The 23,388-nt window shown below is 73.2% G+C and carries 19 protein-coding genes and 1 pseudogene; 11 read left to right on the top strand and 9 right to left on the bottom strand.

The annotated features are described in order from the left end of the window. Positions 1-130: 130 nt before the first annotated feature. Positions 131-802 (bottom strand): annotated as a pseudogene (locus R4Z62_RS07470) (DUF2293 domain-containing protein); the annotation flags it as partial. Positions 803-869: 67 nt separating this feature from the next. On the opposite strand from R4Z62_RS07470, the gene R4Z62_RS07465 reads away from it, so the two are divergent. Together R4Z62_RS07465 and R4Z62_RS07460 are read left to right on the top strand one after the other, a co-directional pair. Beyond that, complete coding sequence (locus R4Z62_RS07465) at positions 870-1,502, top strand: nucleoside/nucleotide kinase family protein (protein WP_491519382.1); 633 nt, start codon at positions 870-872, stop codon at positions 1,500-1,502. A 582-nt stretch (positions 1,503-2,084) separates the two neighbouring features. Continuing rightward, the gene (locus tag R4Z62_RS07460; protein WP_491519381.1) at positions 2,085-2,879 is read left to right on the top strand and encodes a methyltransferase domain-containing protein; all 795 of its coding nucleotides are present in this window, start codon (positions 2,085-2,087) and stop codon (positions 2,877-2,879) included. Positions 2,880-2,914: 35 nt separating this feature from the next. Here R4Z62_RS07460 and R4Z62_RS07455 read toward each other — a convergent pair whose 3' ends face one another. Together R4Z62_RS07455 and R4Z62_RS07450 are read right to left on the bottom strand one after the other, a co-directional pair. Continuing rightward, positions 2,915-3,895, bottom strand: a complete 981-nt coding sequence (locus R4Z62_RS07455; RefSeq protein WP_382846039.1) for a carbohydrate kinase family protein — start codon at positions 3,893-3,895, stop codon at positions 2,915-2,917. Beyond that, positions 3,892-4,797, bottom strand: coding sequence for a pseudouridine-5'-phosphate glycosidase (locus R4Z62_RS07450; protein ID WP_382846036.1), 906 nt, complete (start codon positions 4,795-4,797; stop codon positions 3,892-3,894). The genes R4Z62_RS07455 and R4Z62_RS07450 overlap by 4 nt, the downstream gene beginning before the upstream one ends. A 107-nt stretch (positions 4,798-4,904) precedes the next feature. Between R4Z62_RS07450 and R4Z62_RS07445 the strand changes: the two genes are divergently transcribed. Next, a complete protein-coding gene (locus R4Z62_RS07445) occupies positions 4,905-5,333 on the top strand; it encodes a VOC family protein (protein WP_491519380.1) in 429 nt (142 codons plus the stop codon). Between the two features lie 82 nt (positions 5,334-5,415). On the opposite strand, the gene R4Z62_RS07440 is transcribed toward R4Z62_RS07445, so the two are convergent. Beyond that, complete coding sequence (locus R4Z62_RS07440) at positions 5,416-5,988, bottom strand: methylated-DNA--[protein]-cysteine S-methyltransferase (protein WP_355480822.1); 573 nt, start codon at positions 5,986-5,988, stop codon at positions 5,416-5,418. A 99-nt stretch (positions 5,989-6,087) separates the two neighbouring features. Beyond that, a complete protein-coding gene (locus R4Z62_RS07435) occupies positions 6,088-6,969 on the bottom strand; it encodes a glycerophosphodiester phosphodiesterase (protein WP_064532354.1) in 882 nt (293 codons plus the stop codon). 281 nt (positions 6,970-7,250) lie between these two features. Here R4Z62_RS07435 and R4Z62_RS07430 point away from each other — a divergent pair, with 281 nt between their 5' ends. From R4Z62_RS07430 to aroQ, 7 genes are all read left to right on the top strand, one after another. Continuing rightward, positions 7,251-8,144, top strand: coding sequence for an MHYT domain-containing protein (locus R4Z62_RS07430; RefSeq protein WP_064532352.1), 894 nt, complete (start codon positions 7,251-7,253; stop codon positions 8,142-8,144). A 40-nt stretch (positions 8,145-8,184) separates the two neighbouring features. Further along, a complete protein-coding gene (gene uvrB, locus R4Z62_RS07425) occupies positions 8,185-10,332 on the top strand; it encodes an excinuclease ABC subunit UvrB (RefSeq protein WP_064532350.1) in 2,148 nt (715 codons plus the stop codon). A 177-nt stretch (positions 10,333-10,509) separates the two neighbouring features. Continuing rightward, the gene (locus tag R4Z62_RS07420; protein WP_018567593.1) at positions 10,510-11,088 is read left to right on the top strand and encodes a TerD family protein; all 579 of its coding nucleotides are present in this window, start codon (positions 10,510-10,512) and stop codon (positions 11,086-11,088) included. A gap of 58 nt (positions 11,089-11,146) precedes the next feature. Beyond that, entirely contained in the window at positions 11,147-13,255 is a 2,109-nt protein-coding gene (locus tag R4Z62_RS07415) for a TerD family protein (RefSeq protein WP_491519379.1), read from the top strand. 278 nt (positions 13,256-13,533) lie between these two features. After that, positions 13,534-14,541 (top strand): TerC family protein, encoded by a 1,008-nt coding sequence (locus R4Z62_RS07410; RefSeq protein ID WP_491519378.1) that lies wholly within the window; start codon positions 13,534-13,536, stop codon positions 14,539-14,541. A gap of 127 nt (positions 14,542-14,668) precedes the next feature. Continuing rightward, positions 14,669-15,769, top strand: coding sequence for a calcium:cation antiporter (locus tag R4Z62_RS07405; RefSeq protein WP_064532344.1), 1,101 nt, complete (start codon positions 14,669-14,671; stop codon positions 15,767-15,769). Positions 15,770-15,892: 123 nt separating this feature from the next. Next, positions 15,893-16,354: a type II 3-dehydroquinate dehydratase gene (gene aroQ / locus R4Z62_RS07400; protein WP_491519377.1), complete on the top strand. Its 462-nt coding sequence runs from the start codon at positions 15,893-15,895 to the stop codon at positions 16,352-16,354. A 40-nt stretch (positions 16,355-16,394) separates the two neighbouring features. Here the strand turns inward: aroQ and R4Z62_RS07395 are convergent, their stop codons facing one another. Next, complete coding sequence (locus tag R4Z62_RS07395; RefSeq protein ID WP_491519376.1) at positions 16,395-17,051, bottom strand: MBL fold metallo-hydrolase; 657 nt, start codon at positions 17,049-17,051, stop codon at positions 16,395-16,397. A 63-nt stretch (positions 17,052-17,114) separates the two neighbouring features. Next, positions 17,115-17,801, bottom strand: a complete 687-nt coding sequence (locus R4Z62_RS07390) for a maleylpyruvate isomerase family mycothiol-dependent enzyme (protein WP_491519375.1) — start codon at positions 17,799-17,801, stop codon at positions 17,115-17,117. Between the two features lie 236 nt (positions 17,802-18,037). Here R4Z62_RS07390 and uvrA point away from each other — a divergent pair, with 236 nt between their 5' ends. Further along, the gene (gene uvrA, locus R4Z62_RS07385; RefSeq protein ID WP_355480809.1) at positions 18,038-21,046 is read left to right on the top strand and encodes an excinuclease ABC subunit UvrA; all 3,009 of its coding nucleotides are present in this window, start codon (positions 18,038-18,040) and stop codon (positions 21,044-21,046) included. A 90-nt stretch (positions 21,047-21,136) separates the two neighbouring features. Here uvrA and R4Z62_RS07380 read toward each other — a convergent pair whose 3' ends face one another. Both R4Z62_RS07380 and R4Z62_RS07375 read right to left on the bottom strand, forming a co-directional pair. Continuing rightward, positions 21,137-22,048, bottom strand: a complete 912-nt coding sequence (locus R4Z62_RS07380) for a carbohydrate kinase family protein (RefSeq protein WP_382846021.1) — start codon at positions 22,046-22,048, stop codon at positions 21,137-21,139. Next, entirely contained in the window at positions 22,045-23,097 is a 1,053-nt protein-coding gene (locus R4Z62_RS07375; protein WP_491519374.1) for a LacI family DNA-binding transcriptional regulator, read from the bottom strand. Before R4Z62_RS07375 ends, R4Z62_RS07380 begins: the two co-directional genes overlap by 4 nt. Positions 23,098-23,388: the final 291 nt, after the last annotated feature.

The raw sequence follows: 23,388 nt of genomic DNA, 5'->3' as shown, positions 1-23,388 counted from the left end.
GTGGCTCGTGCGTGCCCGCTGCTTCGGTCGGCTCCGCCTCAGTCGGCGGTGCTTCGGTCGGCGGTGCCTCGGTCGTCTCCGCTTCGCTCGTCTCCGGTCCGCTCGTCTCCGGTCCGGTCGTCTCCCCGGCGCGCCACGTCCGCAGTACCGACTCCACGGTGTCCGCGATGCGCCGCCGCGCCTCAGGTCGCGGCATGCCGTCCATCAGCAGCCGGTCGTACGGTGTGTCCAGATGCCGTACGGACGCCCGCACCGCGCACACGACCGCGCCCTCGGACAGGGCCCGTCCCGCCGCGCTGCGCCCCACCCGTCCGCTGCCGCGCACCGAGGCGTGCGCCGCGACGGCCCCTGCGCGTCCGGCCGGGCAACCGGGAAACAGCCGCCGTATCTCCGCCGCGAACGCCTCCGTGAACCGTACGTCCTGCGCCGCCCGCCGCCGCGCGTCCCGGGCCCGGCGCCGCCGCCGCGCCTCGGCGTCGGCCAGACACCGCTGTTCGGCGCGGGCGATGGCCGCCTCCTCGACGAGGACGCCCTGCCGTTCGTACCGGCCGCGGCGCCGGGCGAACCGCACCACCGGGACCGACAGCGTGCTCTCCTCCCGTGACCTCCGGGTCAGCGCGGTGTCGCCGCGCGGCAGGAACACCAGGTGGGCGAGGTCCGCGCAGTCCAGGCAGCGGGGCCGCCCCTCTTCGAGGACGAGCAGCGCCAGCGGCCCGCGGCGGCACGCCGAGCAGCGCTTCCCGCGCAGGGGCTGGATCACGACGAGCCCCCGCGGAAGCGGGGGTGCGGGGCGCGGGGCCATGTGAGGTACCTGCCCGTACCGCCCTCGGCCCACCCGCGGGCGTCCCCGGCTGCCGCATCATGGCCCTGTGCGACTCGAAGCGATCACCTGGGAACGGCTCGGCGACCTCCTGGCCGAACGGCTGCTCGACGTGGAACCGGGTGACGGCGGCGCCTGGCCGCGCGTCGCCTTCGACGGCGCCCCCGCCGCCCACCCCGGCGACCTGGCCGCGCGCGTCTCGGAGGCGCTGCGCGTACGCGGCCGGCCGTCCCTGGTCGTCGGCACCGAGGGCTTCCTGCGACCCGCCTCCCTGCGGTTCGAACACGGCCGCCGGGACGTGGACACGTACTACGACGGCTGGTACGACACCGGTGCGCTCTGGCGCGAGGTCTTCGGGCCGCTCGAACCGGGCGCGGACGGCCGGGTCCTGCCCGACCTGTGGGACCCGGCCACCGACCGGGCGACCCGCAGGCCCCACGTCCGGCTGCCGCCCGGCGGACTGCTGCTGCTCCACGGCCCCCTCCTGCTGCGGCACTGGTTCCCCTTCGACCTCAGCGTCCATGTCCTCCTCTCCCCGGGCGCCCTGCGCCGCCGCACCCCCGAGGCCGACCACTGGACGCTGCCCGCCTTCGCACGCTACGAGGCCGAGACCGATCCGGCCGCCACGGCGGACGTACTGATCCGCGCCGACGACCCACGCCACCCGGCCTGGAACGGCTGACCCCTTGACGACAGCCGCCCCCGCCGAACCCGCACGCACCACGGTTCCCGGCGCCGGGGACCCCCGGAAGGCCGGACCCTCGGCTTTCCGGCCCTCGGCCTCGTGCCGCCCGGCTGCCTGGACTCCGTCCGTTCCGGTCCCTGGTCCCCGGATGCCTGCCGCCCGGCCGTCGGGCCCACGGTCCTCCTCCGGACCGGCCTACGGCCTGCAACTCCGGCCTCCGGTCTTCGCCTCCCCGGCCCCTGACCGCTTGGCTTCCGCTTCCGTCGTCTCCGGCCCCCGATCTCCGGTGCCCGGCTGCCCGGCCGCTCGGATTCCGGTCCTCTGTCTCAGACCCAGGCTGCGGCCGCCTGCCGCCTGCCGCCTGCCGCCTGCCGCCTGCCGCCTGCCGCCTGCCACCTGCCGCCCGCTCTCTGGTCACCGGTGCCGACCGACCGCTCGCCCGTCCTCCGGACCCCGGACCCCGGACCCCGAACCCCGGAACCGCGCCCCGGGCGTCCCACCCGTCCGCCCCGGGTGCCCCCGCCTGCCCCGGGCGTCCCCTCCGCCGCCGCCCGCGTCCCGCCGCGAGATGATCGGGGCATGACGCACGGCGACGGATATCTGCTCGACAACCGGCAGGCCGAGGCGGGCGAGCGTTTCGACGCCTTCGCGCACCTCTTCGACCCCACCACCTTCCGGCATCTGGACGCGCTCGGCGTGGCCCCCGGCTGGCGGTGCTGGGAGGTCGGCGCGGGCGGGACGTCCGTCGTCTCCTGGCTGGCGGACCGGGTCGGCCCCACCGGGCGGGTCGTCGCGACCGACATCGACACGACCCGGCTCGCCGCCACCGCCCGCCCGCCGGTCGAGGTGCGCACGCACGACGTGGGCGCCGAGGAACCGCCGGGGGAGGGCTTCGACCTGGTGCACGCCCGGCTCGTCCTGGTGCACGTCCCCGACCGGGAGCGGGCGCTGCGGTCCATGATCGCGGCGCTGCGGCCCGGCGGACGGCTGCTCCTGGAGGACGCCGATCCGGCGCTGCAACCGCTGACCTGCCCGGACGAGCACGGCCCCGCCGAGGAACTGGCCAACCGGCTGCGGCGCGGCTTCCGCCGGCTGCTCGCCGGCCGGGGGGCCGATCTGGCGTACGGGCGCACGCTGCCCCGGCTGCTGCGGGAGGCCGGGCTGCGCCGGGTCGAGGCCGAAGCCTTCTTCCCGGTCGCGTCGCCGGCCTGCACCGCCCTGGAGTCGGCCACCGTCCGGCAGATCCGCGGCCGGCTCGTCGCCGCGGGCCTGGCCACCGACGAGGAGATCGACCGCCACCTGGCCAACGTCACCACCGGCACCATGGACCTCGCCACCGCCCCGATGTTCTCGGCCTGGGGGCACAAGGAGTAGCGCCGCACCCGAGGAGCCACGGCGCGTCCCGCGGCTCACGAGGGAACCGCTCCCCGCGCCCGCCGAGGGGGTCTTGCGCCCACCCGCGCCACCGCGAGCGCGCCCGCCCGGCAGCCGTCCGCCGCGGCGGTCTCGGGCCCGGCGCCGTCGGCGAGCGCGGCGAGGAACGCACCCGTGAACGCGTCACCGGCGCCGGTGGTGTCCAGTGGCACCACCGGCCGGGCGGGCACGCGGGCGCACACGGCGCCCGAGCGGGCCACCAGCGCACCGTCCCGGCCGCCCTTGGCCACCACCAGCGGGAAGCGCCGGCTCAGCGTGGCCGCCGCGTCCGCCGGATCGTCCGCGCCGGTCAGCAGGCGCGCCTCGGCGCGGCTGGGCAGCAGGACGTCCACGCCTTCGATGAGCGCCAGGAACCGCTTCGCACCCAGTGTCGCGAGGAAACCCGCCGAAGCGGGATCCAGGCTCACCGGCACCCCACGCGCGCGTGCCGACACGACGGCCGCCGTCACCAGCGCCCGGCCCGTCCCGGAGAACAGCAGATAACCCGACAGATGCAGCCGCGCGACCCCGTCGAGCAGCGCCGGGGACCAGTCGGCGGGCTCCAGACGCAGCGACGCCCCGCTGTCCGTGAGGAACGTGCGCTCGGCCCCGGCCGCCCCGTCGACCAGGCAGACCACCGTGCCGGTCGGCGCCTCGGGGTCCACGACGAGCCGGGCCCGCACCCCCGAAGCGGTCAGCTCCCGTTCGTGCCAGGCCGCCGTGTCCGCGCCCACCCGGCCGAGCAGCCGCACCTCGGGGCCTCCCCGGTACGCGGCCCAGCAGGCCACGTTCGCCCCCGCGCCGCCGGGCAGCAGCCGGATCGCGGCGACGGTGTCGGTGCCGGGCGCGAGCGGCCCCGGGTGCCGGGCCACGACATCGGTGACCACGTCCCCGACCACCAGCAGCGCGCCCGCCCCGGCGCGTGAGGTCCCGGCGTCCCCGTCGCCGCCTGCCGCCGTCGCCCGCCCGGTGCTCACATCCGGGCCCAGGCGGCGGCGATGCGCCCGGCCAGCCGGACATTGCCGCGGACGGCCGCCAGATTCGCCCGGAGCGAGGCGCCGTCCGTGTGCCGGACGAGGAAGTCCAGCAGGAACGGCGTCACCGCCTGGCCCGTGACCCCCTCCGCCTCGCACGCGCGCAGCGCGTCGGCCAGCACCCGCGCGTGCAGCCCGGGGTCGAGCTGCTCCTGCGGAGGGACCGGGTTGGCGACGACCAGCGCGGACTCGGGCGCCCGCAGCGTGTTCTGCGCCCGCATGACCTCGGCCACCTCCTCGGGCGTGCGCAGCGTCCAGTCCACCGGATGTCCCGAGTCCGACAGATAGAAGCCGGGGAAGCGGTCCGTGCCGTAGCCCGCGACCGCCACGCCCAGCGTCTCCAGCCGTTGCAGGGTCGCCGGCACGTCCAGGATCGACTTCACCCCGGCGCACACCACCGTGATCCGGGTGCGCGCCAGCAGCCCCAGGTCGGCCGACTCGTCCTGGGTCACCGTCCACTGCCGGTGCACCCCGCCGAGCCCGCCGGTCGCGAAGACACGGATCCCCGCCAGCGAGGCCAGCAGGGCGGTCGCCGACACCGTGGTCGCCCCGCTCGCCCCCGCCGCCACGGCGAGCGGCAGGTCCCGGTGGCCCAGCTTGCGGATTCCCTCCTCGTTCGCCACCCGCTCCAGCCGGTCCTTGTCCAGACCGATGTGCGGCCGCCCGTCCAGCACGGCGATCGTCGCCGGTACGGCGCCCTCCTGCCGCGCCGCGTCCTCCAGCTCCAGCGCCACCTGGAGATTGCGCGGGCGCGGCAGCCCGTGCGCGATGATCGTCGACTCCAGGGCCACCACGGGACGCCGCTCCGCGAGCGCCTCCCGCACCTCTTCGGACACCACCAGCACGTGCCTGCCTCCCGTCCGCCACGGCTCTCCCTCCCCTCATCTCTGGCGGGCCCCGGCCCCGGCCAAACCCCTTGCGGCCCAGGCGGTACGGCACCAGCCTGGAATCCATGACGGACAACACGACACGTCTCGACCACGTCGTCCTGTGGGTGCGCGACCCGCTCGCGGCGGCCGGCTTCTACGAGAAGACGCTCGGCTTCGAGCCGCTGAGAACCGCGGAGTTCAGCGCGGGCGAGGCGTCCTTCCCCTCCGTGCGCGTCAACGAGGAGACGATCCTCGACCTCGTGCCGCTGGACCTGGTGCAGGGCATGAACATGCTTCCCGGGGCGGCCGGCAGCGCGGGCCACCCGGTGAACCACGTCTGCCTGTCCCTGCCCGCCGACGCCTTCGACGCCCTGCGCGCCCGCCTGGAGGAGGGCGACGTCCCCGTGTCACGCCTCTCCCACGACTCCTACGGGGCCCGCGGGGCGGCCCGGCGCAGCTTCTACTTCCGCGACCCGGACGGCAACGTCTTCGAGGCCAGGCACTACGACTGAGCCCGCCCGCAGACGAAGCCCCGCGCGCCGTCGCCCCGGAACACCCGCGCGCCGGGAACGTGGAACACTCGCGTGCCGTGGCTCAGAACAGGGGCTCGGGCAGGACGCCCTCCAGCGCGAGCAGCGCGCGCTTGGTCTCCAGACCGCCGCCGAAGCCGCCTATGCCGCCGTCCCGCTCGACGACCCGGTGGCAGGGCACCACGACCGGCAGCGGATTGGAGCCCATCGCCACGCCCACCGCCTGAGCCGCGCCGGGCTGGCCGACCCGTCCGGCCAGATCGCCGTAGCCGACGACCGAGCCGAACGGCACGTCCGCCGCCAGCGCGCGCAGCACCTGCCCGTTGAACCCCGAGTCCCCCGGGAGCATGGACCAGTCCAGCGGCAGCTCGAAGTCCCGCCGCTCGCCCGCGAAGTAGGCGTCCAGCTGGCGTATCGCCTCCGCGAGCAGCGGGGAGCCGGGCGCCTCGACGGGCGTGGCGCCCAGCCGGGAGGCGAGCCGGGCGAGCGCCCGGTCGCGCACCGCCTCGGTGGCGTGGAACACGACGTTGACCAGTCCTTCGCCGGTCGCCGCCAGCAGCAGGGGGCCGATGCCGCTGTCGGCCACGGCCCACACGACCTGCCGCCCGCTGTGCTCGTCCTGCTCGTGCTTGTCCATGCCGACCACCGTACGGGCCCCCACTGACAGACCCCTCCGACCTGCGGTTTCCCTGCCCGCAGGGGTGGATCGGCACGGCCGGGGCCGCGTCAGGCAGCGTCAGGCAGCGTTCAGGGCCTCGCGCACCACGTCCGGCTTGTCGGTGATGATGCCGTCGACGCCGTACCCGGCGACGGTCCGGGCGCGGGCCGCGTCGTCGACCGTCCAGGCGAACACCCGCATCGGCCTGCCGTGCGGCCCGGCGACCGCGTGGACACGGGAGACGTAGTCCGCCGACAGCGTCCCGTACGACGGGTTGACCAGGTCGGCGAAGCCCGCGTACCGCGGCAGGTCCGCCGGGTCCGGCCGGCCGAGGAGGGCGGTCGTGACCCCGGGCGCCAGGCCGTGCACGGCGCGGACGCTGTCGGCGCTGAAGCTCTGCACGATCAGCCGGTCCGCCAGATGCCGCCGGTCGAGCCAGCCCTCGTCGCCGAGCAGCTTCAGCGTCTGGCGCTCGATGCCGGGGTACAGCTCCGGGTTCTTGACCTCCAGGAGCAGCTTCTCGTGGTTGTGCTCGACGCGGCGCATGTACTGCGCGAGCGTCGGCACGCGCGTGCCCGCGTAGGCGGGGGAGAACCAGCTGCCCGCGTCCAGGCGCGCGATCTCGGCGGCGGTGAAGTCCTTCACCTGCCACGGTGAGCGGCCCGGAAAGACCTCCTCGACGTTCGTGGTGCGGCGCAGGCTGTCGTCGTGCAGGACGACGAGTTCGCCGTCCTTGGTGCGCTGGACGTCGTTCTCCACCCAGCGGAAGCCGAGGGCCGCCGCCTTGTCGATCGAGGCCAGCGTGTTCTCCGGGGCGTAGGCGTCGGCGCCCCGGTGGGCGACGACCAGGGGCCGTTCCCGGGCGTCCGGGGCGCCCGCCGCCCGGACCTCGGCGGCGGGCGACAGCACCAGGGCTCCCAGGAGCGCGGTGGTCATGGCGGCAACTGCGCGCGCGTGCATGAGGACTCCTCGTTTCGTGTGATCACCGACAGTGCAAGAGTGACAGCGAGGAGTCATTCATCGGGGATGACGGCGCAGCAGACACGCGGACGAGGGAGTCGTGCCGGTCCCGTCACCGGGGCCGCACATCTGCGGAAGGGTCGTGCTTCTTTGCCGGAAAATCGTTCGACCGTTCCGGCGGGGGTCATACTCTCTGCGTCAACCCTGGCCGCGGGGGCGGTCATGGGGCGGGGGCGACTCCCTCACATTCCGGGGCTCGACAGGGCGGAAGGGAACCTCGCATGCACGGCACGGTCGACGGATTCGGCTACGGGCTCGTCACTCCACTGGTGGCCTGTCTCATGGCCTGCCTCGGCGGGGCGCTCGGCCTGCGCTGCACCACCCGCGCCCTGCTCGTCGCCCACTGCTGGCGCCCCGGCTGGCTCGCCCTCGGCTCGGCCGCCATCGGCTCGGGCATCTGGACCACGCACTTCGTGGCGATGATGGGGTTCACCGTCCAGGGGGCGCCGATCCACTACGACCGGCCGACGACGTACGCGAGCCTGGCCGTGGCGATCGTCATGGTCGGCGTCGGGGTCTTCATCGTCGGCTACAAGGGCGCCACCGGCTCGGCGCTGTTCACCGGGGGCACCGTCACCGGTCTTGGCGTCGCCTCCATGCACTACCTGGGCATGGCCGGGATGCAGTTCGACGGCACCTTCGAGTACAACACCCTCACCGTCGCCGCCTCGGTCGTCGTCGCCGTCGTCGCGGCGACCGCCGCCCTGTGGGCGGCCGGGCAGGTCAGGGGGTTCCTGTGGAGCGTCGGCGCGAGCCTCGTCATGGGCCTTGCCGTCAGCGGCATGCACTACACCGGCATGGCCGCGCTCAGCGTGCACCTGCACGGTACCGGCGGCGGCCCCGCCACCGGCGAGTCACCGGCCGCGCTGCTCGCCCCCATGCTGATCGGCCCGCTCGCCTTCCTGGTCCTGGCCGGGGCCGTCGTACTGCTCGACCCGCTGATGGTCATGGGCCACAAGGACTGGGTCCCCGTGGTGCACGAGCCGGGGGTCCCGGCCCGCGCCCCGGCCGCCCGGCCCGCCCGCCGCCCCGCGCCCGGTCCCGGCCACGCCGCGACCGGCCCCGGCCGCCGGTCCCCGGCCTCGCGCAGCCCGCGCACCCCGCAGAACCGCTGATCGCGGCCGGTTGTCAGTGGGGGGTCGTACGGTGGATGGCATGCGGCCCGTTTCCCAGATCGAACGCACGGTGGCGCCCTTCGAGGTCGTCAGCCCCTACCAGCCCAGCGGCGACCAGCCGCAGGCCATCGCCGAGCTCGCCCGGCGCATCGAGGCGGGCGAGAAGGACGTCGTCCTGCTCGGCGCGACCGGCACCGGCAAGTCCGCCACGGCCGCCTGGATGATCGAGAAGCTCCAGCGTCCCACGCTCGTCATGGCCCCGAACAAGACATTGGCCGCCCAGCTGGCCAACGAGTTCCGCGAGCTGCTGCCCGACAACGCCGTCGAGTACTTCGTCTCGTACTACGACTACTACCAGCCCGAGGCGTACGTCCCGCAGTCGGACACGTACATCGAGAAGGACTCCTCGATCAACGAGGAGGTGGAGCGGCTGCGGCACTCCGCGACCAACTCGCTGCTCACCCGCCGCGACGTCGTCGTGGTCGCCTCCGTCTCCTGCATCTACGGCCTCGGCACCCCGCAGGAGTACGTCGACCGCATGGTCCCCCTCCGGGTCGGCGACGAGATGGACCGCGACGAGATGCTGCGCCGTTTCGTCGACATCCAGTACACCCGCAACGACCTGGCCTTCACCCGGGGCACCTTCCGCGTCCGCGGCGACACCATCGAGATCTTCCCGGTCTACGAGGAGCTGGCCGTCCGCATCGAGATGTTCGGCGACGAGATCGAGGCGCTGTCCACGCTGCACCCGGTCACCGGCGAGATCATCAGCGACGACCAGCAGCTCTACGTCTTCCCGGCCTCCCACTACGTCGCCGGGCCCGAGCGCATGGAGCGTGCCGTCCGGGGCATCGAGGAGGAGCTCAAGGAGCGCCTGGCCGAGCTGGAGACACAGGGCAAGCTGCTGGAGGCCCAGCGGCTGCGGATGCGCACCACGTACGACATCGAGATGCTCCGCCAGATCGGCACCTGCTCGGGCGTGGAGAACTACTCGATGCACTTCGACGACCGCGGCCCCGGCACCCCGCCCAACACGCTGCTGGACTACTTCCCGGACGACTTCCTCCTCGTCATCGACGAGTCGCATGTGACCGTCCCGCAGATCGGCGCGATGTACGAGGGCGACGCCTCCCGCAAGCGCACCCTGGTCGAGCACGGCTTCCGGCTGCCCTCCGCCCTGGACAACCGCCCGCTGAAGTGGGAGGAGTTCCAGGAGCGCATCGGCCAGACGGTGTACCTGTCGGCGACCCCGGGCCAGTACGAGATGTCCCGCTCCGACGGCCAGGTCGAGCAGATCATCCGCCCCACCGGACTCGTCGACCCGGAGGTCGTCGTCAAGCCCACCGAGGGCCAGATCGACGACCTGGTGCACGAGATCCGCGCGCGCACCGAGAAGGACGAGCGCGTCCTGGTCACCACGCTCACCAAGAAGATGGCCGAGGACCTCACGGACTACTTCCTGGAGCTGGGCATCCAGGTGCGCTATCTGCACAGCGACGTCGACACCCTGCGCCGGATCGAGCTGCTGCGGGAGCTGCGTTCCGGCGAGTACGACGTCCTGGTCGGCATCAACCTCCTGCGCGAGGGCCTGGACCTGCCCGAGGTCTCCCTGGTGGCGATCCTCGACGCCGACAAGGAGGGCTTCCTGCGCTCGGGCACCTCGCTCATCCAGACCATCGGCCGCGCGGCGCGCAACGTCTCCGGCCAGGTCCACATGTACGCCGACAAGATCACCCCGGCGATGGAGAAGGCCATCGACGAGACCAACCGCCGCCGGGAGAAGCAGATCGCCTACAACAAGGCGAACGGCATCGACCCGCAGCCCCTGCGCAAGAAGATCAACGACATCGTCGCGCAGATCGCCCGCGAGGAGGTCGACACCGAGCGGCTGCTCGGCACCGGCTACCGCCAGGGCAAGGACGGCAAGGGAGCCAAGACCCCGGTCCCGGCGCTCGGCGACCCGGCGGCCAAGGGCGGCAAGTCCCAGAAGGCCGCCAAGGGCAAGGCGAAGGAGACGGTGCCGACCGACCGTCCCGCCGCCCAGCTCGCCGAACAGATCGAGCAGATGACCGACCGGATGCGCGCCGCCGCCGCGGAGCTCCAGTTCGAGGTCGCGGCCCGGCTGCGCGACGAGGTCTCCGAGATGAAGAAGGAACTGCGCCAGATGCGGGAGGCCGGCCTGGCCTGACCGGAGGCGCGGGTGCCCGGGGGAGAGCCGCCCCGCGGGCACCCGCGTTCGCGCAGTGTTGCAAGACCGACACAAAGTGCGGACCGGAGTGCGGCGATGTCAGTGCCTCTGCATAGGGTGCTGATCAACCGCGCGAACCCGCGGCAACAGGGGAGCAGTCCGAGAGGGGAATCAGCCGTGACCGTCAACATGACCAAGGGTCAGGCCATCAGCCTGCAGAAGAACGACGGCGGCAGCCTGACCGCGGTCCGTATGGGTCTCGGCTGGCAGGCAGCCCCCCGGCGCGGCCTGTTCGGTTCGCGCACGCGCGAGATCGATCTCGACGCCTCCGCCGTGCTGTTCGCCGACAAGCAGCCGGTCGACGTCGTCTTCTTCCGCCACCTGGTGAGCGACGACGGCTCCGTGCGCCACACCGGCGACAACCTGGTCGGCGGTGTCGGCCAGGGCGGCGACGACGAGGCGATCCTCGTCGACCTCCAGCGCGTCCCGGTCCACATCGACCAGATCGTCTTCACCGTGAACTCCTTCACGGGCCAGACCTTCCAGGAGGTGCAGAACGCCTTCTGCCGCCTGGTGGACGAGACCAACGGCCAGGAGCTGGCCCGCTACACCCTCGCCGGCGGCGGCAACTACACCGCGCAGGTCATGGCGAAGGTGCACCGCGCGGGGAGCGGCTGGACGATGACGGCCCTCGGCACCGCGGCCAACGGCCGTACGTTCCAGGACCTGATGCCGGCCATCCTGCCGCACCTGTAGGACGGCACCGGCGGGCGGGCACGACACGAGCAGCGGCACGGCACAGGGGGAGAAGGCGATGACGGCCGAGCTGGTGCGGGGGCAGAACCACCCGCTCCCCGAGACGCGCCTGGAGATCCGGGTCTCCGCCGGGACACCGGTGGTGGCCCTGGCCACCACCGGCGACGAGCAGGGCACGGTCCCGGGCACCGCCGGGGTGGCACATCCCGGCGCCCCGGTGCTGCCCGGCATCGAGGTCTCCCGCCAGGCGGCCGCCGACCACCGGCTTGCCGTCGACCTGGACGCGGTACCGGAGACGGTGCACCGGGTGGACGTGCTCCTCGCCCTGCCCGGCGGCGGTCACGGCCCGGCCCGGTTCGGCGCGGTCGCCGCCCCCTTCGTGGCCGTCACCGGCCTGGACGGCGGCGAACTCGCCAGCTACACCCTCACCGGCCTGGACGCCGAGTCGGCCGTGATCGCGCTGGAGCTCTACCGCCGGCAGGGCGCCTGGAAGGTACGCGCCGTCGGCCAGGGATACGCCGACGGTCTCGCCGAGCTGCTGGCCGACCAGGGGCTCGCCCAGGCCCGCGAGCTGGCGGGCACCGTCGAGGAGGCGGTCGCCAGTGGACTGGCCCGCTCGGTGGCTGCCCCGCCGCCGCGCACGGCGGACGGCGAGCGCTCCCGGCGGACCACCGCGTCCGCCCCGGGCACAGGACCGGGCGACCCCACGGCCGCCCCGACCGCCACGGGAACCGCCCCCGCGACCCCGGCCCCCGGTTACGCGGGCCGGACCACCGGCACCCCCGCGCCCCCGGCCGCGCAACCGCCGCGCCCGGGTACCGGCCCGGCACCGACGTCCCCGTCCCGGGCCGACGCACCCCCGTCCGCCCCCACGCCTCCGGCGGGCCCCACGGCCCCGACAGGCCCCACCGCCCCCACGGCTCCCACCGCCTCCACGACAGGGGGCCCCATCGACTACAGCCACCCGCGACGGCAGACGACGGCCCCGCCCCCGCCCGCACCCGCCGCGCCCCCGGCGGAGCCGGGACAGCCCGCGCGGCCCGTGGCCGGCGACGCGACCGGCTGGTCCATGGAGGAGCGCCTCTACAACCAGGTCTGGGGCATGTTCGAGGACCTGGCCCGCACCACGGCCGCCTACCGCAGCGCCGTCGACTTCGCCGACGCGCGCCGGGACAAGGAACTGGACCAGGCCCTGTCCGACCCGCGCAGCCGCATCGGCGGCCAGGCCGACGCCGTACGGCAGGCGGCACGCGCCCGGCACGAGGAACTGGTCGACCGGGCCAGGGCCGCCCTCGACCGCGACCTCGCCCAGCTCACCGCCGAGTCCGAGGTGGTCGAGCCCGCGCTGCCGCCCGCCTACGCGGGCTGGGACAACCCGGTCTGGCACGGATACCGCGTGCCGATGGAGATCCCGATGGCCGTGCGGCTCGGCGACCTCCATCTGCCGGAGGAACCCGGCCTGCGCATCCCCCTGCTGGTCCGCCTGCCGCTGGAGCGCGGCCTGTGGATCGACAGCGGCCGCTCCGGGCTGTCCGGCGAGACGGCGGCCGACGCCGAGCAGTCACGACGCCTGGCGATGGAGACGGCCGTCGCGCTCACGGCCCGCCTGCTCGCCGTGTACCCGCCGGGAGAGTTCGGCGTCCACGTCGTCGACGCGGCCGGATCCGCAGCCGGACCCCTCGCGCCCCTGGTGCGCTCGGGCGTGCTCGCGGCGCCCCCCGCGGCCGGTGCCGCCGGGGTCGCGGACGTGCTGGGCCGGCTCACCCGGCGGGTGGACCTGGTGCAGATGGCGGTGCGCGCCGGTGCGCCCGACTCGCTGCCGCCGGACCTCGACACCGCCGAGCAGCTGCTGATCGTCCACGACTTCCCGCACGGCTTCGACGACCGCGCCGTGACCCAGTTGCGCTATCTGGCGGACGAGGGCCCGGCCGTGGGCGTCCATCTGATGCTGGTCGCGGACCGGGAGGACGCCGCCGCCTACGGCCCGCTGCTCGACCCGCTGTGGCGTTCGCTGATGCGCCTCACCCCCGTGCCCGACGACCATCTGGCCGACCCGTGGGTCGGGCACGCCTGGACGTACGAGCCGCCGCTCGTGCCGCCGGGGAGCCGGGTGGTCGAGCAGGTGCTCGCGCGGGTCGCCGCGGCGCGCCGCGACTGGGGCCGGTGAGCCGGCCGCCGGGCGGCCGCCCCGGCTGCGCCACCTGCGTCAAGCACAGGTAAAGCTAAGGTGATCAGGGCTTTTGATCTTTTCTTTGCCTTCCTCTTTACCTTTCCTTGGTGATTCGGGTACTGTTTTCCGTACGGAGGGGAGTACTCCCTATCTGCTGCGGCGTGCCCGTCAATACGGATCGGACCAGATCCCGGGGCGCCGGCCCGTCCCGGGTGGAAGAGACCTCCGGCAGCGATGACGCTGACTCATCTGCCCGTGCAACAGCCGGAGGCGCAGTGGAAGTTTCCATCAACCTGTGGGTCCTGACCAGCGTCGGTCTGGCCGCGCTGATCGCGGTCGACTTCTTCATCGGCCGCAAGCCCCATGACGTGTCCGTCAAGGAAGCGGGCATCTGGACCGTCGTCTGGATCGCCCTGGCCGGCCTCTTCGGGCTCGGTCTGTTCCTCTTCGGCGGCGGGCAGCCGGCGGGCGAGTTCTTCGCGGGCTTCATCACCGAGAAGTCGCTCAGCGTGGACAACCTCTTCGTCTTCGTCCTGATCATGGCGAAGTTCGCCGTCCCGTCGCAGTACCAGCAGCGCGTGCTGCTGGTCGGCGTCCTGATAGCCCTGGTGCTGCGGGCCGTCTTCATCGCCGCCGGCGCCGCGATCCTCGCCAGCTTCTCGTGGGTCTTCTTCCTCTTCGGTGCCTTCCTCATCTGGACCGCCTGGAAGCTGATCCAGGAGGCCCGCTCCGGCGGCGACGAGGAGGAGTTCGAGGAGAACAAGCTGCTCAGGGCCGCCGAGCGCCGCTTCGGAGTGGCCGACCGCTACCACGGCACCAAGCTCTGGATCCGGCAGAACGGCAAGCGCGTCATGACGCCGATGCTGGTCGTGATGCTCGCCATCGGCACCACCGACGTCCTGTTCGCCCTCGACTCGATCCCCGCGATCTTCGGCCTCACCCAGGACCCGTACATCGTCTTCACCGCCAACGCCTTCGCGCTGATGGGGCTCAGGCAGCTGTACTTCCTGATAGGCGGCCTGCTGAAGAAGCTGGTCCACCTCTCGTACGGCCTGTCGGTCATCCTCGGCTTCATCGGCGTCAAGCTCGTGCTCCACGCCCTGCACGAGAGCGGGGTGCACGTCCCGGAGATCAGCATCCCGGTCTCCCTCGGCGTGATCTGCGCGGTGCTGGTCGTCACCACCGTCACCAGCCTGCTGGCCACCCGGAAGCAGGCCGCGACCGAGGAGGTGCGAGAAGGACAGGGCGAGGACGCCGCGCACAAGGACCGCGCCGATGTCTGAGCGCCGCAGGGAAGCGTCCCCCCGTCCCGCGACCGGGTCCGGATCCCCGCGCCCCGAGGATGCGGGGGCCGCCGTCCCGGGCGCCCACCGGAATGCGAACCCGGCCGGCCTCTGCGACGATCGCAGCATGATCACGCGGTTCAGGGCGCTCGGCAAGGCGTGGACCACGGTCGTGCCGGTACTCGCGGTCGTCCTGCTGGTCTTCACCTGGGGGCGGGGGCTGCCCGGAGCGGTCGTCGTCCTGGTCACGGTGGTGCTGGCCGGCGCGGTCCTCGCCGCGGTCCACCACGCCGAGGTGGTCGCCCACCGGGTCGGCGAACCCTTCGGGTCGCTGGTCCTCGCCATCGCCGTGACCGTCATCGAGGTCGCCCTGATCGTGACCCTGATGCTGGACGGCGGTGACAAGAGCGCCACCCTGGCCAGGGACACGGTGTTCGCCGCCGTCATGATCACCTGCAACGGCGTGGTCGGGCTCTGCCTGCTCGTCGGCTCGCTGCGGCACGGCACGGCCGTCTTCAACGCCGAGGGCACCGGCGCTGCACTCGCCACCGTGGCGACCCTGGCCACGCTCAGCCTGGTGCTGCCCACGTTCACCACCAGCAAGCCGGGACCGGAGTTCTCCGGTGTGCAGCTCACCTTCGCCGCCGTGTCCTCACTGATCCTGTACGGGCTGTTCGTGGCCACCCAGACGGTCCGGCACCGCGACTACTTCCTGCCCATCACCCGGCAGGGCGACGTCATCACCGCCGACGACCACGCGGAGCGCCCCTCCACGCGTATGGCCTGGACCAGCGTCGGACTGCTGGCCCTCGCCCTGATCGGCGTGGTCGGGCTGGCGAAGGGCGTCTCGCCGACCATCGAGTCCGCGGTGGAGTCCGCGGGACTGCACCACGCGGTCGTCGGTGTGATCATCGCCCTGCTGGTGCTGCTGCCCGAGACCATCGCCGCCCTCCGCTCCGCCCGCCGCGACCGGGTGCAGACCAGCCTGAACCTCGCGCTGGGCTCCGCGATGGCCAGCATCGGCCTGACCATCCCGGCCGTCGCCCTGGCCTCCGTATGGCTCTCCGGGCCGCTCGTGCTCGGCCTCGGCTCCACCCATATGCTGCTGCTCCTGCTCACGGTGGTGGTCAGCTCGCTGACCGTCGTGCCGGGCCGGGCCACCCCGCTCCAGGGCGGCGTCCATCTGGTGATCTTCGCGGCGTACCTGGAACTGGCCATCAACCCCTGACGGCGAGGGGGGCGAGGAGGGCGGCCCGGGGCGGGGCGTCCGGGGCCCCGTGATAGACCGGGTCCGGCGGCGGTCACAGCGGACCGCGGCCGATCGCCGTGCCCCGACGGACCCGGAGGAACCGTGCCCCGCACCCTGGCCAACGCCCCGATCATGATCCTCAACGGCCCCAACCTGAACCTGCTCGGGCAGCGGCAGCCGGAGATCTACGGCTCCGACACCCTCGCCGACATCCAGGCCCTGTGCGAGAGGACGGCGGCCGCGTGCGGCGGCACGATGGACTTCCGGCAGTCCAACCACGAGGGAGAGCTGATCGACTGGATCCACGAGGCCCGGCTCGGCCACTGCGGCATCGTGATCAACCCCGCCGCCTACTCGCACACCTCCGTGGCGATCCTGGACGCGCTCAACGCCTGCGACGGGATGCCCGTCGTGGAGGTCCACCTCTCCAACGTCCACCGCCGTGAGTCGTTCCGGCACCACTCCTACGTATCGCTGCGCGCCGACGGAGTCATCGCAGGCTGCGGGGTGCAGGGGTACGCCTTCGCGGTGGAGCGGATCGCGGCCCTGGCGGCCGGTGTGTGAGGGCTTCGCACGGGGTGCGGAGCCCTCACCGGGCGGGAGGTCACCACCCGCGCGCGTGCCACTCCGGCAGATGCGGCCGCTCCGCGCCCAGCGTGGTGTCGTTGCCGTGCCCGGGGTAGATCCAGGTCTCGTCCGGCAGCGGCTCGAAGATCTTCGCCTCGACGTCGTGGATCAGGCTCTCGAACGCCTGCTTGTCGTGGTGCGTGTTGCCCACGCCGCCGGGGAAGAGGCAGTCGCCGGTGAACACGTGCGGGTGTCCGTGCGGGTCGTCGTACACCAGCGCGATGGAGCCCGGGGTGTGCCCGACCAGATGGCGGGCGGTGAGCCGCACATGCCCGACGCTGATCGTGTCCCCGTCCCCGACCGGGAAGTCCGTCGGCACGGGAATGCCCTCGGCGTCGTCCCGGCCCGCGTACGTACGCGCGCGCGTGGCCGCCACCACCTCGGCCAGCGCCTGCCAGTGGTCCGCGTGCCGGTGGGTGGTGACGACGGAGGCGATGCCGTCGTCACCGATCGTGCCGAGCAGCGTGTGCGCGTCGGCCGCCGCGTCGATCAGCAGTTGTTCGTCGGTGGCCCGGCAGCGCAGCAGATAGGCGTTGTTGTCCATCGGACCGACCGCGATCTTGGTGATCATCAGGTCCTTCAGCTCGTGCACGTCCGCCGGGCCGCCGACCCGCACCTCTCCGCTGTACGTCATGGCCGTCAGCCTATGCCGTGCGGGCCGGGCCCGCGGACCCGCGGGCGCCGGTCAGGGCACCGGTCACAGCGGCGGAAGCTTCGGGAGGGCGCCGCCCGCCACGGTGAGCGCGGCGCCGTCCCGCCGCCCGGCGAGCCAGCCGAGCAGGTCGGCCGGGGCTCCCGTGACGGTGATCTCCGGCGCGTCGGTCTCCCGGCCCGTGCTCCACGCGCGCGTGCCGTCCGTCAGTCGCGTCGCCGGTACGTCGGAACGGCCCGTGAACCGCCGGGCGAGGAAGTCGGTCTCCCGCTCCGTGAACTCGTCCCCCAGGTCCTCCAGCTCGTAGCCGATGCCGAGGTCGACGTGGTGCAGCCCGACCTCCGCCCAGCGCCGGAAGGGCACCCGAAAGGCGCTGTCGGTGACGCCGTTGCGCAGCTCCACCGTGCGCGACCAGTCAGCGGGCGCGGCCGCCACCCGCCCGAAGCGGGCCGCGCTCTCGCGCACGTCGGCGAGGTGCGCGTCCAGCGGGCGCGGGGCGTCGCGCTCGATGTCCGCGTCGCGCGCCTCGCCGGAGACGTACATGGGACGCCCCTCCAGGACATTGACGAGTGCGTCCGCGTTGCGGGCGAGGTGGGCGAGGACATGGCCGCGGGTCCAGCCGGGCAGCCGTGACTCGTCGGTCACAGCCGCGTTGTCCAGTGCGCCGGCCGCGCTGAGCAGTCGTTCGGTGGCTTCCTGTACAGACGCCAGGTCACGCGCGTGATCCATCATGCGCCCGACCCTAGCGGCGTCACACCTTCGGGTGAAGGAGGCGGACCACGGCCGCAAATCGAAAGCGCGTGCGATATCGTCGGCGGCGGCGTCGGGCATGCTGGAGAGCCGGGGATTGTTGGACCCTCCGGGCGGATCCGGGAATCCCACCCGGCGTTGTCAGTGGCTCCCCCTAGGCTGAAGAAGCACGGGGGCCCCGCCCCTGTCACTTCTCCCAAAGAAAGGTGCGGACCGGCGTGGCCGACCGTCTCATCGTCCGTGGCGCGCGCGAGCACAACCTGAAGAACGTGTCGCTCGACCTGCCTCGGGACTCGCTCATCGTCTTCACGGGCCTGTCCGGTTCGGGCAAGTCCTCCCTCGCCTTCGACACCATCTTCGCCGAGGGCCAGCGGCGCTACGTGGAGTCGCTCTCCTCGTACGCCCGCCAGTTCCTCGGCCAGATGGACAAGCCGGACGTCGACTTCATCGAGGGCCTCTCCCCGGCGGTCTCCATCGACCAGAAGTCGACCTCGCGCAACCCGCGCTCCACGGTCGGCACCATCACCGAGGTCTACGACTACCTGCGTCTGCTGTTCGCCCGCATCGGCAAGCCGCACTGCCCCGAGTGCGGCCGGCCGATCTCCCGGCAGTCGCCCCAGGCCATCGTCGACAGGGTCCTGGAGCTGCCGGAGGGCAGCCGCTTCCAGGTGCTCTCGCCGCTGGTGCGCGAGCGCAAGGGCGAGTTCGTCGACCTGTTCGCCGACCTCCAGACCAAGGGCTACTCCCGCGCGCGCGTGGACGGCGAGACGGTCCAGCTCTCCAGCCCGCCCACGCTGAAGAAGCAGGAGAAGCACACCATCGAGGTGGTCGTCGACCGCCTCACCGTCAAGGACTCCGCCAAGCGCCGTCTGACCGACTCCGTGGAGACCGCCCTCGGTCTGTCCGGCGGCATGGTCGTCCTCGACTTCGTCGACCTCCCCGAGGACGACCCCGAGCGCGAGCGCATGTACTCCGAGCACCTGTACTGCGCCCACGACGACCTGTCCTTCGAGGAGTTGGAGCCCCGCTCCTTCTCCTTCAACTCGCCCTTCGGCGCCTGCCCCGAGTGCACCGGCATCGGCACGCGCATGGAGGTCGACCCGGAGCTGATCGTCCCCGACCAGGACAAGTCGCTCGACGAGGGCGCCATCCACCCCTGGTCGCACGGTCACACCAAGGACTACTTCGGCCGGCTCATCGGCGCCCTCGCCGACGCCCTGGGCTTCCGCACCGACATCCCCTTCGCGGGGCTGCCGCAGCGCGCCAAGAAGGCCCTGCTGTACGGCCACAAGACACAGATCGAGGTCCGCTACCGCAACCGGTACGGCCGCGAGCGCGTCTACACCACGCCCTTCGAGGGCGCCGTGCCCTTCGTCAAGCGCCGGCACAGCGAGGCCGAGAGCGACGCCAGCCGCGAGCGCTTCGAGGGCTATATGCGCGAGGTGCCCTGCCCCACCTGCGAGGGCACCCGGCTCAAGCCGGTCGTCCTCGCGGTCACGCTCATGGGCCGCTCGATCGCCGAGATCTCCGCGATGTCCATCAGCGACTGCGCGGACTTCCTGGGCGAGCTGAAGCTGACCGCCCGCGACAAGAAGATCGCCGAGCGCGTCCTCAAGGAGGTCAACGAGCGGCTGCGCTTCCTGGTCGACGTCGGCCTGGACTACCTGTCGCTGAACCGCGCAGCGGGCACCCTCTCCGGCGGCGAGGCCCAGCGCATCCGCCTGGCCACCCAGATCGGCTCCGGCCTCGTCGGCGTCCTCTACGTCCTGGACGAGCCGTCCATCGGCCTGCACCAGCGCGACAACCACCGGCTGATCGAGACCCTGGTGCGGCTGCGCGACATGGGCAACACGCTCATCGTCGTCGAGCACGACGAGGACACCATCAAGGTCGCCGACTGGGTCGTGGACATCGGCCCCGGCGCGGGCGAGCACGGCGGCAAGGTCGTGCACAGCGGTTCCCTGAAGGAACTGCTCGCCAACGAGGAGTCGCAGACCGGCCAGTACCTGTCGGGCCGCAAGGCGATCCCGCTGCCCGACATCCGCCGCCCGCTCGACCCGTCCCGGCGGCTCACGGTGCGCGGCGCCCGGGAGAACAACCTCCAGGACATCGACGTGTCCTTCCCGCTGGGCGTCTTCACCGCCGTCACCGGCGTCTCCGGTTCCGGCAAGTCGACCCTGGTCAACGACATCCTCTACACCCACCTGGCCCGCGAGCTGAACGGCGCGCGCAACGTCCCCGGGCGGCACACGCGCGTGGACGGCGACGACCTCGTCGACAAGGTGGTGCACGTCGACCAGTCGCCCATCGGCCGTACGCCGCGGTCCAACCCGGCGACGTACACCGGCGTCTTCGACCACGTCCGCAAGCTGTTCGCCGAGACCACGGAGGCGAAGGTCCGCGGCTACCAGCCCGGCCGCTTCTCCTTCAACGTCAAGGGCGGCCGCTGCGAGAACTGCGCGGGCGACGGCACCATCAAGATCGAGATGAATTTCCTCCCGGACGTCTACGTCCCGTGCGAGGTCTGCCACGGCGCCCGGTACAACCGGGAGACCCTGGAGGTCCACTACAAGGGCAAGTCCATCGCCGATGTGCTGAACATGCCCATCGAGGAGGCCACCGACTTCTTCGAGGCGGTCCCGGCGATCGCCCGGCACCTGAACACCCTCAAGGACGTCGGCCTCGGCTACGTCCGGCTCGGCCAGTCCGCGACCACCCTGTCCGGCGGTGAGGCCCAGCGCGTCAAGCTCGCCAGCGAGCTCCAGCGCCGCTCCACCGGACGCACGGTGTACGTCCTGGACGAGCCGACCACCGGTCTGCACTTCGAGGACATCAGCAAGCTGCTGAAGGTCCTGTCCGGCCTGGTCGACAAGGGCAACTCGGTCATCGTCATCGAGCACAACCTCGATGTGATCAAGACCGCCGACTGGGTCATCGACATGGGCCCGGAGGGCGGCGCGGGCGGCGGTCTGGTCGTCGCCGAGGGCACGCCCGAGCAGGTCGCCGGGGTGCCGGCCAGCCACACCGGCAAGTTCCTGCGGGAGATCCTCGGTGCCGACCGCGTCAGCGACGCGGAACCGGTCAAGGCCCCGCGCAAGTCCGCCGCCAAGAAGGCGGTGGCGGCCGCTGCCGCCCCGCGCAAGACGGCCACGGCCAGGACGAAGACCGCCGCTGCGGGCAAGAAGGCCGCCCCCGCGAAGAAGACCGCGCGGGCCCGCAAGGCCTGAGCCGCCGCACAGCCACCGCGGGCGCCTCGTGGGACCTTCCTCCCACGGGGCGCCCGCATGTGCGTGGGCGCGCCCGTGTCCGCTGCTCCGCTACTCCTCGCCGAGCTCCGAGGCGTACGGCGGCTCCGCGCCCGCACGGGAGCAGGTGACGGCCGCCGCCCGCGCCGCGAACCGCAGCAGCGCCGTCCAGCCCGCCGCGCCGAGACCGGCGAGCCCTTCCGGGGAGAGCGCGTCGCGGGCGGCCAGACCGTGCAGCAGCGCGGCGTTCACGGTGTCGCCCGCGCCGATCGTGTCGACGACCGCGACCTTCTCGCCGGGCACCGTGTGCACGGCGCCGTCCCGTGTGTGCGCGGTGAGCCCGTCGCCGCCATGGGTGACCACGACGGCCGACGGCCCGGCGGCCAGCCACTCGCGCGGTGAGCCGCCCAGCCACCGCGCGTCCTCCTCGGAGAGCTTCAGCAGGGTCACCGACGGCAGCCAGCCGCGAAAGCGCGCCCGGTAGGCGTCGGCGTCCGGGATCAGCCCGGCGCGGATGTTCGGGTCCAGCGCCGTGAACACGCCCGCGCCGGCCGCCGTCCGCAGCAGCTCCTCGTAGGCGCTCGCACCCGGCTCCAGCACCAGCGAGCAGGTCCCGAACGACACCGCGCGGGTCCCGGCGGGCAGCGCGGCCGGCGCGCTGAACAGGCGGTCCGCGGTGCCGTCGACGTAGAAGGAGTACGCGGCCGAGCCGTCGGCGCCGACCGTCGCGACCGCCAGGGTGGTCGGCTCGCCGCCGCGCTGCACACCGCTGACGTCGACCCCGGCCCGCCGCAGCCCGTCCAGCAGGGCCTCGCCGAAGGCGTCGCGCGAGGTGCGGGAGCAGAAGGCGGCGGGGGAGCCGAGGCGGCCGAGGGCGACCGCCGTGTTGTAGGGGCCGCCGCCGAGCGCCGGCTTGAGGTCGGCGAGGGCACCCACGCCCTGCGGTACCAGGTCGATCAGGGCCTCACCGGCGACGACGATCACGAGTCGGTTCCTTCCTCGGGCTGTGCGGGGCATCCGCAGGACGTGCGGTGGACGAAGGCGCAGGGCAGCCGCACCGTGCGGGCGGGTGCCTCCGGGGCGGCCAGGCGGTCCAGCAGCACCTGGACGGTGCGCGCGCCCAGCTCCCGGCCGGGCTGGGCGATCGCCGTCAGCCCGGGGGAGAACAGATCGGCCCAGTCGAAGTCGTCGAAGCAGCACAGCGCCAGGTCCCCGGGGACGGACAGGCCCCGCTCGCGCAGCGCCCGCAGCGCTCCGATGGTCATCGCGTTGTTGGCCGTGACGAGCGCGGTGGGCGGTGCGGCCAGGGACAGCAGGGCGGCGGTGGCCCGTCGTCCACCGTCCGCCGCCGAGTCGCCGTGCACGACGAGCCGTTCGTCGTGGGGGAGTCCGGCGGCGGCGAGACCGTGCCGGTAGCCGGTGATCCGCTCCCGGGTGGTGCTCAGTCCGGGCAGCCCCGCGACCAGGCCGATCCGGCGGTGGCCGAGCCCGGCGAGGTGGGTGACCAGGAGCGCGGTCGGCTCGGCGCTGTCGGCGCAGACCTGGTCGAAGCCCGGCGCGTCCGGCGTCCCGGTGCCCGGTGCCGCGTCGATCAGGCGGTCCAGGAACACGGTCGGTACGGCGTGCCGCGCGAGGTAGGCGACGAGGGCGCCCGGCCGGGCCGAAGGGGCGACGATCATGCCGTCCACGCGGCGCTCGTGCAGGAGCTGGACCACCTTGCGCTCGTGCACCGGGTCGTCGTGCGGATCGGCGATGAGCAGGCTGTAGCCGTGCTCCAGCGCGTGCGCCTCGACCCCCTGGAGGATCTCCGTGAAGTACGGGTTGCTGATGGCGGAGACGGCCAGACCGATGGACCGGGTACGGGCGGTGACCAGGGAGCGGGCGAGGCCGTTGGGCGTGTAGCCGAGCTGCTCCACGGCGTCGAGCACCGCCTGGCGGGTGTGGGGCAGCACCGGGCGGGTGCCGTTCAGCACGTGGGAGACGGTCGCCACGGAGACTCCCGCGCTCCGTGCGACGTCGGCCATGGTCGGCATCGCGCGTCCCCTCCCGAGTGGCCTGAGTGGCCTGCCGGTGTCCGTGGCGGGGACCGTACCGCATCCGGAAGGCCGCGTAAACGCTTGCGCAAGCGTTTACGTGGCTCACTCCGACAGGCCCGCGACCACGCTCCGGCAGCCCTCGGGCCCGCCCCGGCGGCCGCCGGGCGCGTCCCGGCGACCCCCGGCCGCCCACCGCCCACCGCCGTCCCCGACCCGCCCCCCGCCCGGCCCTCGGCGGTGGGTATCGTCGGCGGTGCCCCGAATCCGCGAGCAGTAGCGACCAGTGGA

The sequence above is a fragment of the Streptomyces sp. PL-25 genome, assembly GCF_058344915.1.
Note: the sequence above shows the minus strand (reverse complement) of the source record. Positions and strands in the feature narration are given on the sequence as shown.

Coding starts and splice junctions, on each gene's coding strand:
- R4Z62_RS07390 (WP_491519375.1), bottom strand. CDS start 17,801: ATGATGGATCACGCGCGTGACCTGGCGTCTGTACAGGAAGCCACCGAA.
- R4Z62_RS07430 (WP_064532352.1), top strand. CDS start 7,251: ATGCACGGCACGGTCGACGGATTCGGCTACGGGCTCGTCACTCCACTG.
- R4Z62_RS07435 (WP_064532354.1), bottom strand. CDS start 6,969: ATGCACGCGCGCGCAGTTGCCGCCATGACCACCGCGCTCCTGGGAGCC.
- uvrB (WP_064532350.1), top strand. CDS start 8,185: ATGCGGCCCGTTTCCCAGATCGAACGCACGGTGGCGCCCTTCGAGGTC.
- R4Z62_RS07375 (WP_491519374.1), bottom strand. CDS start 23,097: ATGCCGACCATGGCCGACGTCGCACGGAGCGCGGGAGTCTCCGTGGCG.
- R4Z62_RS07395 (WP_491519376.1), bottom strand. CDS start 17,051: ATGACGTACAGCGGAGAGGTGCGGGTCGGCGGCCCGGCGGACGTGCAC.
- R4Z62_RS07445 (WP_491519380.1), top strand. CDS start 4,905: ATGACGGACAACACGACACGTCTCGACCACGTCGTCCTGTGGGTGCGC.
- R4Z62_RS07460 (WP_491519381.1), top strand. CDS start 2,085: ATGACGCACGGCGACGGATATCTGCTCGACAACCGGCAGGCCGAGGCG.
- R4Z62_RS07405 (WP_064532344.1), top strand. CDS start 14,669: ATGATCACGCGGTTCAGGGCGCTCGGCAAGGCGTGGACCACGGTCGTG.
- R4Z62_RS07440 (WP_355480822.1), bottom strand. CDS start 5,988: ATGGACAAGCACGAGCAGGACGAGCACAGCGGGCGGCAGGTCGTGTGG.
- R4Z62_RS07415 (WP_491519379.1), top strand. CDS start 11,147: ATGACGGCCGAGCTGGTGCGGGGGCAGAACCACCCGCTCCCCGAGACG.